At 59.4% G+C, this 14,510-nt stretch carries 17 protein-coding genes and 1 pseudogene; 16 read left to right on the forward strand and 2 right to left on the reverse strand.

Annotation, left to right across the window (positions count from 1 at the left end):
• The first annotated feature begins 93 nt into the window (after positions 1 to 93).
• Positions 94 to 735 (forward strand): NYN domain-containing protein, encoded by a 642-nt coding sequence (locus ACMGF8_RS11315; RefSeq protein WP_416759649.1) that lies wholly within the window; start codon positions 94 to 96, stop codon positions 733 to 735.
• A 275-nt stretch (positions 736 to 1,010) separates the two neighbouring features.
• Here the strand turns inward: ACMGF8_RS11315 and ACMGF8_RS11320 are convergent, their stop codons facing one another.
• Both ACMGF8_RS11320 and ACMGF8_RS11325 read right to left on the reverse strand, forming a co-directional pair.
• Positions 1,011 to 1,577, reverse strand: a complete 567-nt coding sequence (locus ACMGF8_RS11320) for a hypothetical protein (RefSeq protein ID WP_207815411.1) — start codon at positions 1,575 to 1,577, stop codon at positions 1,011 to 1,013.
• Positions 1,574 to 2,044 carry a Panacea domain-containing protein gene (locus tag ACMGF8_RS11325; RefSeq protein WP_207815410.1) on the reverse strand — a complete coding sequence of 157 codons (471 nt, stop codon included), beginning with the start codon at positions 2,042 to 2,044 and terminating at the stop codon, positions 1,574 to 1,576. The genes ACMGF8_RS11320 and ACMGF8_RS11325 overlap by 4 nt, the downstream gene beginning before the upstream one ends.
• A 563-nt stretch (positions 2,045 to 2,607) precedes the next feature.
• Here ACMGF8_RS11325 and ACMGF8_RS11330 point away from each other — a divergent pair.
• The 15 genes and pseudogenes from ACMGF8_RS11330 to ACMGF8_RS11400 all read left to right on the forward strand — a co-directional run bounded on the left by ACMGF8_RS11330 (position 2,608) and on the right by ACMGF8_RS11400 (position 14,509).
• On the forward strand, positions 2,608 to 3,354 hold the full coding sequence (locus ACMGF8_RS11330; RefSeq protein ID WP_102861394.1) for a LexA family transcriptional regulator: 747 nt from the start codon (positions 2,608 to 2,610) through the stop codon (positions 3,352 to 3,354).
• A gap of 519 nt (positions 3,355 to 3,873) precedes the next feature.
• Complete coding sequence (locus tag ACMGF8_RS11335; protein ID WP_102861395.1) at positions 3,874 to 4,224, forward strand: phage holin family protein; 351 nt, start codon at positions 3,874 to 3,876, stop codon at positions 4,222 to 4,224.
• A 79-nt stretch (positions 4,225 to 4,303) separates the two neighbouring features.
• Entirely contained in the window at positions 4,304 to 4,825 is a 522-nt protein-coding gene (locus tag ACMGF8_RS11340; RefSeq protein ID WP_115581708.1) for a hypothetical protein, read from the forward strand.
• Positions 4,822 to 5,412, forward strand: a complete 591-nt coding sequence (locus tag ACMGF8_RS11345; protein WP_115581709.1) for a phage baseplate assembly protein V — start codon at positions 4,822 to 4,824, stop codon at positions 5,410 to 5,412. Before ACMGF8_RS11340 ends, ACMGF8_RS11345 begins: the two co-directional genes overlap by 4 nt.
• A 103-nt stretch (positions 5,413 to 5,515) precedes the next feature.
• Complete coding sequence (locus tag ACMGF8_RS11350) at positions 5,516 to 5,719, forward strand: hypothetical protein (protein ID WP_305948858.1); 204 nt, start codon at positions 5,516 to 5,518, stop codon at positions 5,717 to 5,719.
• Positions 5,720 to 5,723: 4 nt separating this feature from the next.
• Positions 5,724 to 6,050 carry a GPW/gp25 family protein gene (locus tag ACMGF8_RS11355; RefSeq protein ID WP_416759654.1) on the forward strand — a complete coding sequence of 109 codons (327 nt, stop codon included), beginning with the start codon at positions 5,724 to 5,726 and terminating at the stop codon, positions 6,048 to 6,050.
• Positions 6,047 to 6,928 carry a baseplate assembly protein gene (locus ACMGF8_RS11360; protein ID WP_102861400.1) on the forward strand — a complete coding sequence of 294 codons (882 nt, stop codon included), beginning with the start codon at positions 6,047 to 6,049 and terminating at the stop codon, positions 6,926 to 6,928. Before ACMGF8_RS11355 ends, ACMGF8_RS11360 begins: the two co-directional genes overlap by 4 nt.
• Before the next feature lies 1 nt (position 6,929).
• On the forward strand, positions 6,930 to 7,535 hold the full coding sequence (locus ACMGF8_RS11365; RefSeq protein WP_416759656.1) for a phage tail protein I: 606 nt from the start codon (positions 6,930 to 6,932) through the stop codon (positions 7,533 to 7,535).
• Positions 7,532 to 8,012, forward strand: a pseudogene (locus ACMGF8_RS11370) (phage tail protein); the annotation flags it as partial. The gene ACMGF8_RS11365 and the pseudogene ACMGF8_RS11370, both read left to right, overlap by 4 nt.
• 472 nt (positions 8,013 to 8,484) lie before the next feature.
• On the forward strand, positions 8,485 to 9,255 hold the full coding sequence (locus tag ACMGF8_RS11375; RefSeq protein ID WP_416759658.1) for a hypothetical protein: 771 nt from the start codon (positions 8,485 to 8,487) through the stop codon (positions 9,253 to 9,255).
• Positions 9,252 to 9,704 (forward strand): phage tail assembly chaperone, encoded by a 453-nt coding sequence (locus ACMGF8_RS11380; protein ID WP_242553905.1) that lies wholly within the window; start codon positions 9,252 to 9,254, stop codon positions 9,702 to 9,704. Before ACMGF8_RS11375 ends, ACMGF8_RS11380 begins: the two co-directional genes overlap by 4 nt.
• A gap of 101 nt (positions 9,705 to 9,805) precedes the next feature.
• Positions 9,806 to 10,972, forward strand: a complete 1,167-nt coding sequence (locus ACMGF8_RS11385; RefSeq protein ID WP_416759660.1) for a phage tail sheath subtilisin-like domain-containing protein — start codon at positions 9,806 to 9,808, stop codon at positions 10,970 to 10,972.
• 12 nt (positions 10,973 to 10,984) lie between these two features.
• Positions 10,985 to 11,494, forward strand: a complete 510-nt coding sequence (locus ACMGF8_RS11390; protein ID WP_016965333.1) for a phage major tail tube protein — start codon at positions 10,985 to 10,987, stop codon at positions 11,492 to 11,494.
• A 12-nt stretch (positions 11,495 to 11,506) separates the two neighbouring features.
• Positions 11,507 to 11,812: a phage tail assembly protein gene (locus ACMGF8_RS11395; protein WP_416759662.1), complete on the forward strand. Its 306-nt coding sequence runs from the start codon at positions 11,507 to 11,509 to the stop codon at positions 11,810 to 11,812.
• Between the two features lie 141 nt (positions 11,813 to 11,953).
• Positions 11,954 to 14,509: a phage tail tape measure protein gene (locus ACMGF8_RS11400; RefSeq protein WP_416759664.1), complete on the forward strand. Its 2,556-nt coding sequence runs from the start codon at positions 11,954 to 11,956 to the stop codon at positions 14,507 to 14,509.
• The last annotated feature ends 1 nt before the right edge of the window (position 14,510 follow it).

Consider the following 14,510-nt stretch of genomic DNA (forward strand, 5'->3'; position numbering starts at 1 on the left):
GATAAAGGGATCCCGAAGGATCCCTAGACATCAATAAACCCAAAGAAATATCTATGGGTAGGCAGTAATGGACTCATTATAGGGATTTTTTGCATGAAGACAATGGTTTTTGTGGATTATTGGAACCTACAGGCGACGCTTCAGAAGGAGGACGGGAAGCATTTAGGTTTGTCGGGCCAAGCCTTACGAGATCACCGCTTTAATGTTGATTGGTTCAATCTGGGCCCCGTTCTCACACAGCTTGCTGCCCTTCATGCCTCGCCTACTCCTGGCACACCATTGCCGTTAACGTATCAAGAAACTCGTATTTATACGTCCAACGACCCGAACGGTGATGGCTCCTACAAACACTTTGCCCTCAAAACACTAGGTCGCAGGCCCGGCATTCGGGTGTCATGTCAGGATCGGCGGCCTAAACGAAATCCTGACTGTGCCCACTGTTTTGCAGAGATGGACGTCTGTCCCCATTGTGCGAATGCAATCAAGGCAACTCAGGAAAAGGGAGTAGATACTTTGCTGGTGACGGACATGCTTTGTTTAGGTTTGGATGGGACTTATGAGGTTGCGTTGTTGGTCACTCAAGATTCCGATATGGCGCCAGCAGCTGCTCATTTAGGCTCGAAAGGGATCAAGGTTATTCAGGTTGGCTTGAGGCATTTTGGAGCGGGCTTAGCTCAGGATTGTTGGGCGAATTTTGATCTTTTCCCCCTTCGTAGTCAGATCCAAAGGACGTGATTCTCGGTGTGGATTTTCCTTTGGTCATGAGCTCGTTATAAATGGCGGGCGGTAGGGGTAGGAGTCGCCCGACTAATAATACTGACGACAGGAATTGACCCTTCCGCGCGCAGCGGTTTATGGCGGTTTTAGGGCATATTGCAGGCCGCCATGAACGCGCTGTCGGCGGGCTGGTTCTGGCAGCGGGCGAGCCTGATAGCCCTGGCGGCGTGCTAGGTATATGTCAGAGAAGTGGCTCGACAGTTCTCAACCCAGAAATAAGAAAAGGCCCAGCATTAGCTGGGCCTTTTCTTGTCTTTGGAGGTATTTTTACCCTCCTGCTTTGGCTTACCGTAGAGCCAATAAGCGGCGATTCCATACAACCCCAGAACAGTCGCGGTGGTGGTTGTCATGAAAGCAATTAGTACCGAATCCGAAATCTCAAAATGCAGGGGTTTGAAGCCAGGCATCATTGGGACAAACCACCTACCAAAGCCTTGAAGAAGAATCACGATCCAAATTACGTATACCCAGATTATAGTCAGACCAAAAAGAAGCCATGCATGAACCATGCGCAAGCCATGAATTTCATTATCTTGCTTACGCTTCTGAGCTTGGTCCTGATCTTCGTTATTAGCGAAGGCCTGGATTTCACCAACAATGGTTGGATCAAGTAGTGGAGATTCCAGCGGTGGAGGCGGCGGTCGGAACTCGCTCTTAGCTTGATCTTCGTTATCAGCGAAAGCTTGAGCCTCACTGGCAATATTTGGATCGAGCAATGGAGATTGCGACTGGGAGGACGGTGGCTGGAAGCTGCCTGGTAATCCTTCTGGCGAGCTTCCGCCACTTGTACCTTCGCTCATAGCATCGAATGAGTTGGCTGAGACAGAATCCAGCGATAAAAGCTTTCAATCATGTCGTTAGAAATCACAGCATTCTTGCCCTGATTATTCCAAGTCACACTCCAAGGTGTGCCAGGCTGATGGGTGGCTGCCGACAGCGTTACGCCATCTGCTTTCCCATAAGTCCTTGCCACGTCCCTCATGATAGTCCGCTCATCCGCATTAAAGTTTTCCATAGGTGCGGACGGAACCTGAGTAACTGGTGAGGAGCGGAAGTCTCTTACCGCTTGGTAAACACTGCGGACCACTGGGCCGTATTGCCAAGCTTGTACAGGCTCGTTGATCAATGGCACTCCATGCCTTGCAAGCATGTATCCATGAGCGATGTACACAAGCTTCAAAAGCTGCATTGGCGTTACAGCAGGATCCCCAGCCTCACGGCACTCGTTAAGGATTTGCTGGGCAACTGCGCGCGCATCTCTACTCATCGTCTTGCCCTCCTTTATAGATCATCAATATCAAAATGAGGCGCGAGTCTGCCGAAGTCAAGGGTGGATGTCAATTTCTCCTTGACACACTTACGTTGGCTCGTTCCTGTGCCTGATTTTATCAGCTTGCTGTACGTATATCCAGTATTTGGTTCAAGCCCACTCGGTGGTGGATGGTGCCTATCTGTAGAGCTAGAAGCTGTCTAAAAGTATCTGGCATAGCTCGATTTCATTGGTTGAAACATGTGCTATTTCGTTGAATGGTTTTAGACAGTGAATCGCTGTAACCCACGGTTTACGCGGCCTATGCATTGTTTCGGCTAATACTGCTGCATCATCGGCGTGTGGGAGGACAGATCGGAGGTATTTTTACTCATTGGTATTTAGGCGGATTCGTTGAATGGGTGAAGCAAAGGAGCGCTGGGCCCGGCTTTTTGCAGATGGCGGCAAGGTTACCATGGGCGCCCTGGCCTCGCAGACACCAAGGCACTACTGCGTTTGTCCGGCAAATGCAGCACAAATATGCAAAACAGCATTTGTCATGGGCTAAAAGTTCAAGCACTATGCGTTCTATGCAAATACGCAATGTTTCTACCGTCTTAAGAGAGCTGCTGGATCGTGATGGAATCTCCCCCACGGAGCTTCACCGTCGGACTGGTGTGCCTCAATCCACCCTCTCGCGGATTCTCAGCGGGAAGATCGTCGATCCTTCGGATAAACACATCTCGCGGATCGCTGAATACTTCCAGGTGAGCACCGACCAATTGCGCGGGCGCGTGGATATCGCGCCTGCCCGGGTTGCTGCGCCCCGCGACGAGATTCATTCGGAACTCAAGGACATAAGCCTGTGGGACGACGATACCCCTGTCGATGACGACGAGGTGTCGGTTCCTTTTCTGCGTGAGGTTGAATTGGCTGCTGGATCAGGAAGATTCGTCATTGAGGAGAGCGAGCGCGCCAGCCTGCGCTTCGGCAAGCGCAGCCTGCGGCACAACGGCGTGCAGTTCGATCAGGCCAAATGCGTCACGGTGCGGGGCAACAGTATGTTGCCGGTGCTGCGCGATGGTGCCACGGTCGGGGTCAATGCCGGCAAGTGTGCCATCGGCGATATCGTCGATGGCGACCTGTATGCGATCAACCACAATGGCCAACTGCGAGTGAAGCAGCTGTATCGCTTGCCCACCGGGATTCGCCTGCGCAGCTTCAACCGCGATGAGCATCCGGATGAGGACTACAGCTTCCAGGAAATCCAGGAGGAGCAGATCAGCATCCTCGGTCACGTCTTCTGGTGGGGCATGTACGCCCGCTAAGCCATCACTGTCAGACAAAGCCCGCCACTGAGCGGGCTTTTTTTCGCCCTCGAAAAATCACTCCCGCCCTGCATCTATGCGGCTCTCATGCACTCGCGCAATTCGCACGCATAAATAAATGCATTTACGCATTGACTGCATATGCATGAGTGCATATTATCCACCTCAAGCCGTTCAACAACGGCTGCAACGACGCTCTTTAGTGGCAAAGCAAAGGCAGCGATGAACCGGCCTCGACGGTTCAGAGGGTTGGCAACTGACCCGGGTGTGCAGCGTAAAGCACCAGAAGCAGTTATCCGGCGGACAGGGTCGCGGTCGGAGGAACAATTTGAATGGGTCCGTACCGCACCAGTCGTGCCGAAAGACCAAGGTTTGCATTACTGAAAAGCCCGGGCGACCGGGCTTTTTGGAATGCCTGCCTAACGTGGGCCACCAACAGACAGGGACCCCTTGAAACATCGTTATCAGCCTTCTATCAACTGGCCATCTCGCTGGCCTCAATCCGCACGGGAGACGTGAATGACAAACGAGCAACAAGCGTTGCTGGACATGCCGATCTGGCTGGTCATCGTCCTGGCGCTGGTCGGTGGCGTTTCCGGCGAAATGTGGCGCGCCGACAAGGAGGGCGCTCGTGGCTGGTCGCTGCTGCGGCGCCTGGCGCTGCGCTCCGGAGCCTGCGTGGTGTGCGGGGTCTCGGCGATCATGCTGCTGTATGCCGCCGGCGTCTCGATCTGGACCGCCTGCGCCTTCGGCTGCCTGACCGCCATGGCCGGCGCTGACGTTGCCATCGGCCTTTATGAGCGCTGGGCGGCCAAGCGCATCGGGGTTTGCGAACCGCCTTCACGGGATTCGAACTCGGATCAGCGCTGATCCGCTCCGGCCTTTAAAAAGGTCCACTGGACTTGAGCCCGAAGGCTGGACCGCCTCGACCTTATTCTGGAACTAGACAATGAACGAACTGACCCAGCTAAAAGACGCCATCACGTCCACGATCAAGCTGGCAATGCCCCATCTGCAGACGGTTGAGGCATTCCCCAAGGCGTTTGAAGGCGCCACTGAGCCGGCGCTCTACTTTGCCGTCACCGGCCTGGACCAGGCAGCCGACCCGGGTGACGGTCGCTGCTGCATGCGGGCCACTTTGGAGGCCCGGGTACGGGTTGACCCCGAACTTGCACAGGCACCTTTGCAGGCGGCCATTCTGGCGGCTCAGTTAATCGAGCTGCTGCGTTGTCAGCAGTGGGATCTGGACTTTGTTGAAGGCGCGATGGCCGTGTGGGCCAAGCCTGTTGGTACGGCTGCAGAGTCGGTTTACCGGGCCGAGTGGATCGTGCAGTGGCAGCAGCTTATCTACCTGGGTCAGGAGCAATGGCCCTGGCCGAATCAACCACCGGGCACCCTGGTGTTGGGGTTCAGCCCCGATACCGGCCCAGGTCATGAGGGCGGCTACCAGTCGCCGGAGCACATGGCGTGAGTTACGTGTCTGCAACCCACGACCGCATGATTGCCGGCCTGATCCTGCCTTGCAGCGTGGTCGGCGTGGATTTGGCTGCTGGCCTGGTGCGGGTTTCCGATGGCGCCGGCTGGACCAGCGCCTGGCTGCGCTGGCACAGCCAGGCCGCGGGCAAGGCCCGGCACTGGCGGGCGCCGAGCCTGGGGGAGCAGGGCGTGCTGATCAGCCCCAGCGGCGAGCCGGCCCAGGGCACCTTCGTTCCCGGCCTGTATGGTAACGCCGGTCCCCAGCCGGACAACCGTGACCATGTCGAGGTCTGGCGTTTCGAGGATGGCGGCTCGCTGGTCTATGACTGGCAGGCCAAGAGCTACAGCATCAGCCTGCCCAGTGGCACGGTGACCATTCAGGTCGGCGGCAGCTCGGCGGTGGTGACCGACAGCGCCCTGACCGGCAAGGCCGACAGCATCACCCTGAGCGGAGCGATCACCTTGAATGGCGATGTGCACATCAACGGCGGCAGCTTGAAGCACAACGGGGTCAACGTCGGTTCGACCCATACCCATCTGGGTGTGATGCCGGGTCCCGGTTCAACTGCAACGCCGCAGTGACCCATGCGGGTCGTGGGCCTCACGACTCAGCGCTCACGTCTCACCCATCACCGAACACCCCATCAACCCGCCCCGAGCGGTTTTTTTGTACCCGGAGATACCTATGGCCACCCCTAAGAAAACTCCCGGTCGCCCTGTGGGCGCCGGCACTGTGGTGTTTCGCGACACCCTTTACACCTCGCGCAATTTGATCCTGCCGGATGGCCGCCAGTTGCGGGTTGCCCGGGGACAGGTGTCGGTAAAGGCCGGCGACCTTGTCGCCCTGGACTACCTGAACGCCCACCCGGATCTGCAAGCGCAGGAGTGACACGATGATCGGAATGGATCGCCGTACCGGCCTGTCGCTGTCCGGCATCGAGCATGTGCGGCAGTCCATCGAGGACATCCTGACCACGCCGCTGGGCAGTCGGCGGATGCGCCCGGAATACGGCAGCAACCTGCGCCGCTACGTCGACCTGCCGGTAACCGGCGGGTGGAAAAGCGCGGTGCAGGCCGAAGTGGCCCGAGCGCTGTTGCGCTGGGAGCCCCGGCTGAAGCTGGAACGGGTAAGAGTGGTTGCGGTGGTGGGTGGTCTGATCAGCTTTCAACTGACCGGCCAGTACCTGGGCGATAGCGCGGTTTTGGAGGTGACGGCATGAGTACGTTGGACTTGTCGGCGCTGCCGGCGCCGCAGGTGCTTGAGGCCCTGGATTTTGAGGCCTTGTACCAAGGCAAGCTGGCCACCTTTCGCCGGCATATGGGCGATAACTGGACGGCCAACCTGGAAAGCGACCCGGTGAGCAAACTGCTGGAGCTATCGGCCTACGGCGATATGCAATTGCGGGCCCGGGTCAACGATGCAGCCAAGGCGCTGCTGCTGGCCCATGCCAAGGGCACGGACCTGGATCACCTGGCGGCCAACGTCAAACTGCAGCGCCTGGTGATCCTGCAGGGTGACCCGCAGGCGGTGCCGCCGGTGGAGGAGGTCAAGGAAGCTGACGACGCTCTGCGCGAGCGTGTGCAATTGGCCTATGAAGGACTGACCACGGCCGGCCCGCGCAACAGCTACATCCTGCATGCCCGTAACGCTTCTGCGCTGGTAGCAGACGCCGAGGCCGAAAGCCCGGCACCGGCCCGGGTGACGGTCACGGTGCTGAGCCTGGAGGGAAATGGCGCGGCCAGTCCTGACTTGCTGGCGACCGTTGCCGCAGCCCTCAACGATGAAGACGTGCGACCGCTCGGCGACCGGGTCACGGTCCAGAGTGCCCAGGTCTTGCCGTATCGCATCGACGCGGTGCTGCACATGAAGGGCTCCGGCCCGGAAGGTGACGCTGCCCTGGCAGAAGCCGAGCGCAAGCTGGCTGCCTGGGTCAACCCACGCCGGCGCCTGGGCATCGAGGTGGCTCGTTCGGCCATTGATGCGCAGTTGCATGTGGCCGGCGTGGCTCGGGTCGATCTGGCGGGTTGGCAAGACATCACCCCGACCAAGGCTCAAGCGGCGTATTGCACTGGTTACAGCGTCACGCTGGGGAGCTGAGATGACCAGCCTATTGCCGATCAATAGCACGCCGCTGGAGCGCGCCCTTGAGGCGGCCAGCGCAGGCGATACCGCCATCATGCTGCGCACCCTGTACAACCCGTCCACCTGCCCGGTGCATCTGCTACCGCAGTTGGCCTGGGCCTGGTCGGTGGATCGCTGGGACCCGCGCTGGTCCGAGACGGTCAAGCGCAACGCCATTCGTGCCTCGTACTTCATCCACGCTCGCAAAGGCACCATCGGTGCACTGCGCCGGGTGGTGGAACCGCTGGGCTACCTGATCGAAGTGGTCGAATGGTGGCAGACGGTCCCTGAAGGCGAACCGGCCACCTTTGCCTTGAAAGTCGGGGTGCTGGATACCGGCATCACCGAGGAGATGTACCAGGAGCTGACCCGGCTGATCGATGACGCCCGGCCTGTCAGCCGGCACATGACTGGCCTGGCCATCAGCCTGGAAAGCTCCGGAGTGATTGGTCTTGGCGCCTATGAACATCAGGGCGAAGACATCGACGTTTATCCCCCGACACCCCGCGATATCGAAGTGACCGGCCGTTATGGCCAGGTCATGTGTATTGATGAAACAGACACCCTGGATGTGTACTCATGATTGATTCCAACAGTCAGTTCTTTGCCATTCTCACGGCGGTGGGCGAGGCGAAACAGGCCAACGCCACGGCCCTGGGCACGCCCTGGACTTTCAAGGAAATGGCGGTCGGCGATGCCAACGGCACCGACCCCATCCCGAACCGGGCTCAGACCAAGCTGATCAACGAATGGCGTCGCGCCCCGGTCAACCAGGTACGCACCGACCCGGCCAACCCCAACGTCATCATCACCGAACAAGTCATCCCGCCTGATGTTGGCGGTCGCTGGATTCGTGAGATCGGCTTGTTCGATGCCGACGGTGACCTGGTGGCGGTGGCCAACTGCGCCCCGAGCTTCAAGCCCCTGCTGGCTCAGGGCACCGGCAAGACCCAAGTCATCCGCATGAACTTCATCGTCGCCAACACCGCGCAGATCGTGTTGAAGATCGATCCGGCGGTGGTTCTGGCTACCCGTGAATATGTGGATAGTGCGGTGGCCGCAGCGGCTTTACCCGGGGACAAAAAGCCCGGTATCTACCGGCAGGTGACGATTGATAAAAGAGGGATTGTACTGTCGGGCGCTAACCCGACAACGCTTGGGGGATATGGAGTTACCGACGCATATACAAAAGTTGAAGTAGATCAACTCATCTCATCCGTACCAACTCAGGCGACCGAAGCTGTCTTGGGCATGGCGAAAGTTGCGACTCAGGCTCAGATAAATGAGGGTGTTGACAACACTACGTTCATTACGCCGCTCAAACTGTCTTGGCGAGTTGCAACGGAAACTATTGGAGGTACGGCAAAAGTTGCGACTCAACTTCAGGTACTAGCTGGGGTAGATGACTCAACGATTGTCACACCTAAAAAACTGCAGGCTGCGTTTTCAGACCGTTTTATCCATTCTCCTGTTGCCCCTAAACCAACTGATGGCTCGGTCGGTACGCTTTGGCTGCAGTACGAGGAACCATAATGAACTTCCACGTAAAACTGGATGGCGGTTACCGGCCTGGTGTCATGCCTTATGTGAAACTTGCAGACGGCTGGCGAGAGGGGGCGGAGCTGTTCATCAAAACCGAAAGTGGGTGGCGCACGGTCTGGCGGCGAACCATTGTGTTTATCAACACAGTAGAACGAGCGGGTGCGAGCATTTTTGACCTCATGGGCAAGCCGACCAAGGCGCGACGTTATCTCTTTATCAACCGTGCAATGATCTACGGTGGTGGTAAGGGATACTCATTGAGAACGGGAGTTTTTCCACCAGGCTCCACGCTAAAAATCGTCAATGAACACTACATCCGTGGTGCGGGTGGCGCGGGGGCTTATCCCGCTCGGCCCTTGCCAGGCGCCACAGCTGTTGTTCTTGATTTTCCTGCAACGCTCGATAACCGCAATGGCTACATTTTCGGTGGCGGAGGTGGCGGCGGGGATGCCTACTGGCCCAACGTACTGCATACCGGAGGTGGCGGTGGCGCGGGACGTCCTGGCGGCGCAGGTGGCGGAATGTATCAAGTTTCTACTTACGGCTATGGCTACCCAGCTGCAGGCAGTTTGGATGCTGGTGGCGCTGGGGGCTGGTATACAGCCGGATGGAACGGTGGCGCAGGCGGCGCTCCTGGTAGCCCCGGTGCAGCGTCGACCAATGCACCTGGTGCTGGTGGCTATTCGATTGAGAAAAATGGCAACAACTTGATCTTTGAAGGGGGCAACAGCCCTGATCGAGTAAAGGGGAATATCTTGTGAGTGGATTTAAAGTTCTCTCTGTGTCGGCTCCCGCTGGCACCATGCTTGTCGACTGGGGAAATGTGACGTTAAACCACTATATCCCCCAAGAAATCTTAACTAACCCTGACATCGACTCGGTGGCATTGGCAAAAGTCATCGAAGGTATGCGGCCGGCACCTGCAGTCACGTTGCCGCTGCCTGATGCGCTCCACGCTATGGTTGAACCTTTCAACCAGGGTGAGGATGAACGAATCTGGCGAGCTGCCGAGTTAGCGGCCGTTACATGGCTGCGCGACCGCCATCGAGATCAGCTTGAAATCAAAGTGCCTACTGCCCTTTCGGACAATCAGTACAACGAGCTGCTTGTGTACATGCAATCCCTACGCGACTGGCCGCAATCCCCGGACTTTCCACAGATTGAACATCGCCCGGTGGCGCCGCCCTGGATCGCCGAGCAAACCGATTAAACGCCCCGCACCGCCGGGGCGTTTTCTTTCCCGCTTTCCCTTAACTCAACATCCCTTACAGCCCCCTTCACCCGGGGCTTTTTCATGTCTGGAGTTTATCCATGAGTGGTTTTTTCCACGGCGTTACCGTGACTAACGTCGACACCGGCACGCGCACTATTTCGCTGCCGTCGTCTTCGATCATCGGCCTGGTGGACACCTTCACCGAAGGCCCGACCGCCACTGCCAAGGTCAATGACCTGCTGCTGATCACCAACGAGCGCGAGGCCATTGCGGCCTGGGGCCCGGATGCGGCCATCACCAAGGCCTGCCAGGCCATCTACCAGCGGGCCAAGGCGGTGATCGTCGCTTGTGGCGTGGCCAAGATGACCGACGCGGCCGAGCAGACTTCGGCGATCATCGGCGGGGTGCTGGCCGACGGTAAGCGTACCGGTCTGCAGGCGCTGCTGGACGGCAAGAGCCGTTTCAACGCCCAGCCACGTCTGCTGGTCACCCCCAAGCACAGTTCGACTCTGGCCATCGGCACCGCCCTGGTGGCCCTGGCGGACAAGCTGCGTGGCCTGGCTATTCTCGATGCTCCCAATACCACTGACGAAGCGGCCATGGCCTACGCCAAGAACTTCGGTGCCAAGCGCGCCTATATGGTCGACCCGGGTGTTCAGCACTGGGACAACGGCGCCAATGCCACCGTCGATGCGCCGGCCTCGGCCTGGGTTGCCGGTCTGTTCGCCTGGACCGACAACGAGTACGGCTTCTGGGCCTCGCCGTCGAACAAGGAGTTCGTCGGCATCACCGGCACCAAGCGGCCGATCGAGTTCCTCGACGGCGATGAAACCTGCCGCGCCAACCTGCTGAACAACGCCAACATCACCACCATCATTCGCGATGCGGGCTTCCGCCTGTGGGGCAACCGCACGCTGTCCAGCGATCCGAAATGGGCCTTCGTCACCCGGGTGCGGACCATGGACATCGTCATGGACGCGATCCTCTTCGGCCACAAATGGGCCGTGGACCGCTCGATCACCGCGACCTACGTCAAGGACGTCACCGAGGGCCTGCAGGCCTTCATGCGTGATCTGAAGAACCAGGGCGCGATCATCAATTTCGAGGTCTACGCCGACGCCGAGCTCAACACCGCCAGCCAGTTGGAGCAGGGCAAGGTGTACTGGAACATCCGCTTCACCGACGTACCGCCCGCCGAAAACCCCAACTTCCGGGTCGAGGTCACCAACCAGTGGTTGACCGAAGTCCTCGACCAAGCCGCTTAAGGAGCCCCAGCAATGGCAATGATTCCCGAAACCCTGGCGAACATGAACCTGTTCGTCGATGGCATCAGCTTTCAAGGCGACGTGCCGAGCCTGACCCTGCCCAAGTTGACCCTCAAGACCGAGGAACACCGTGTCGGCGGCATGGATGTGCCGGTGGAACTGGACATGGGCATGGAGAAGCAAGAGGCCGGCTTCACCACCACCGGCGTGCGCCGCGAGTCGCTGAAGATGTTCGGCCTGGCCGATGGCAGCGGCTTCAACGGTGTGTTCCGTGGCGCCTTCAAGGGCCTCAAGGGCAAGGTCACCCCGGTGATCGTCACCCTGCGCGGCCTGCTCAAGGAGGTCGACATGGGCGACTGGAAGTCCGGCGACAAGGCCGAGATCAAGCACAACGTGGCCCTGACCTACTACAAGCTGGAAGTCGACGGCCGCCTGATCTACGAGATCGATGCCCTGGGCATGAAGCGTGTGATCAATGGCGTCGACCAGCTCGCCGCCCAACGATCGGCCCTGGGCCTGTAAGGAAGACACCTCATGTCTCAAGCAAGCGACAAGACCCCGAGCTGGATGACCCTGAGCAGCGACAGCGTGGTGCTGGCGCTGAGCAAGCCGGTGGAGATGAACGGCGTGGTCTGCGACCGGCTCACCCTGCGAGCGCCGACGGTGCGTGATGTGCGCGCTGCCAGTGCCGCCGGCGTTGGTGACGATGAACAGCGCGAGCTGATGCTGTTTGCCAGCCTCGCGCAAATCAGCACCAAGGACCTGGAGAGCATGGCACTCAAGGACTATCAGCGCCTGCAGGCCGGCTATTTTCGCCTGGTGCAAGACGACGAGCTTTGATCCTGCGGTGATGAAGGTGGCGGCGAAACGGCTCGCTCGCGAGCTGCATTTCGCCGCTGAGGAAATCATGACCATGAGGTTTTCCGACATGGTCTGGTGGCTCACGGATTGAGCCCGTCACCCAAGGATCAGGAGAAGCACATGGCGAACAAACTGGTATCGGGGTTGGTGGTAGTGGGTACTGCCCTCAGTTCGACCTGGGACGCCGCCTTCAAGACGGTGGAAGACCGGATCAAGCAGCTGGAGCAGCAGGGCAGCAAGGCCAGGGTGCTGGAAAAGACCATCGGCCAGACCCTGCGCCTGCAGGATGAATGGAAAAAGGCCCATGACACCGGCGCCGCTTCCGCGGCCGGGCTGTTGCGCCGCTTGGAAGAAAGCCGCAACGGACTGCGCCAGCAGGGTATTGAGGTGCACAAGCTGCGCCAGGAATATCAAGCGCTGGGCAAGGTGGCCCGGGGTTCTGAGCTTCAGGCTCGTGGGCTGCAGCAGGTAGCCCAGGGCAAGGCCGACTTCAAGGCGGCTTATGACTGGGCAAAGTTTGGCGTCGATAAGCTCCGCGCCCCGGTCAAGATCAGTGCTGATTATCAAGCGCTGATCCGCGACATGGCGATCAAGGCCAATGTGGTCAACCAGCCTCAGGAAGCGCAGCTGAGCCGCACGGTGATTCAGACCTCCCGTGACACGGGCATGGCCCGTAACGATGTGGCGGCTCTGGTGAGCCAGATGATGGCCAGCGGCATGTCGCTGGACAAGGCGCAAGGCTACACAGGGTTGGCCGCCAAGTTTGCGGTGGGGCAGGGCGCGAGCGTCGACGACACCGCGAAGCTGATGCGGGCCCTGGAGCTCAAAGCTGGAATCAGCGACCCCAAGGTCATGGAGCAGGCTCTTGAGGCCATCGCCCTGCAGGGGCAGGCCGGCAATTTCGAGGCGGCCGACATGGCGCGCTTGCTCCCGGCGCTGCTCAAGAGCGCGAGCGCGGAAGGACTCACCGGTATGGAGGCGGTGAGTCAGTTGGGGTCCATGCTGCAAGTGCAGATGAACACTGCGGGCAGTGCCGATCAGGCCGCTGGCCAACTGCAGAACTGGATCGAGAAAATCGGCTCCAGTGAGGCGGTCAAGGCTTATGAAGACGCCGGCATTGATTATCAGGCTTCGCTGAATACCGGTATCCAGAAGGGCATGTCGAGCCTGGAGGCGAGCTTTGCCCTGGCCATGCGCTACGTCAGGGCCATCGACCCGGCCAAGGCGGCGAAGATGGCCGAGGCCCAGGCGAAGATCAGCCAGGAAACCGACCCGGCCAAGGCCAAGGCTATGCTTGAGGCTCTGGAAGAGTCCCTGCGTACTGGTGACCTGTTTACCGATATGCAGATCAAGGCGGCCTTGCTAGCCCAGACCCAGGGTCGGCAGCAGTATGAGCAAGTGAAGAAGGACTCGTTGAGCGCTTCGGGGGTTATCGACAAGAACCTCGCGGAGCGTCGAGAAGCCTCCAAGCAGTTGTGGGCTGAAGCAGGTTTAGCCATCGATGAAGGCCAGCGGGTCGTGGGGCAGGCCCTGCAACCGGTGACGGATCTGGTGGCCAAAAGCATCACCGTGGTGGTCGGAAAGCTGACCGAGCTGGCAGAGCACAACCCATCGCTGGTGCAGGGTGTGGTCGCTTTGGGCGCCGCGTATGTCGCGGTGCAAAAGCTCATGGCGGTCTACACCATGAGCAAGGGCCTGATCAATGTCTTGCGGGGTGGGTTGAAAGTTGACCCCAAGGCGGCAAAGCGAGCGCCCGGTCGCAATGCGCCAGGCATTGACTGTTGCGAGCCCATGATCGACTGCGGCTTGGACAAGCAACGCCGTCGGGGCCGTGGTGGGCGTAAGGCTGAAAGGCGCAGGCCACCTGCGAGGGGGGCGGGCATTCAAGGTGGCAAGAGCCCTTTGACGCCCAGTGGTCTGGAAAAAATGCCCAGAGGGGCGGTCAGGTCTGGCGTGGCCGGTGCCGCACTGAAAGGCGCTGGCTCTGTGGCCAAAGGTTTCGCACCTTTGCTCAAGGGCGGCGCGATCCTATCGGTGCTCGGTGCCGGTTTCCAGGTTGCGGACACCTATCTGAATGCCAAGACCCAGGATGAAAAAGCCGAAGGCTATGGCGAGGCGGCAGGCAATCTTGCAGGCGCCGCTGCCGGAGCAGCAGCAGGGGCCGCCATTGGTTCCGTGGTGCCGGTCATCGGTACTGTTATTGGTGGGCTGGTGGGCGGTGCACTGGGCGCCAGGGGCGGTTCTGCCGCTGGTGGGGCCTTGGGCAAAAAACTGTTTGGCTCCGACGACTCGCTCAAGCAAATGCCCGCAGCCGGTCCGCTGATGATGCGCAACGCCGGGCAGAACATCCCGCCGGTGATGGGCGATATCGCCAAGTCCTTCCAGCCGGGCCAGACGCCTCCGCTGATGGGGCAGGCCGCGCGTTCGCTGGCCAGTCCGGCACCGTCGGCGTCGAGCCTTTCGCTGAGCAATCCTCCGGAGCCGTTCAAATCGGCGGCACTACCGGCGATTGAACAGCAGTTCAGCTTCGCGCCTTACCTGTCGATTTCGGTGCAGGGCGATGTCAGAGATCCGGCGCAATTGGCCCGGGAGCTGGAACCCTATCTGCGCTTTCAGTTCGACGAATACAGCCGTCAGGCGGCGGGTCGTCAGTTGTTCGACGCGGCACACGTTTAAG

Origin of the sequence: Pseudomonas sp. BNK-7, assembly GCF_048072025.1 — a bacterium.
In the GTDB taxonomy this organism is placed as follows: Bacteria; Pseudomonadota; Gammaproteobacteria; order Pseudomonadales; family Pseudomonadaceae; genus Aquipseudomonas; species Aquipseudomonas danubii.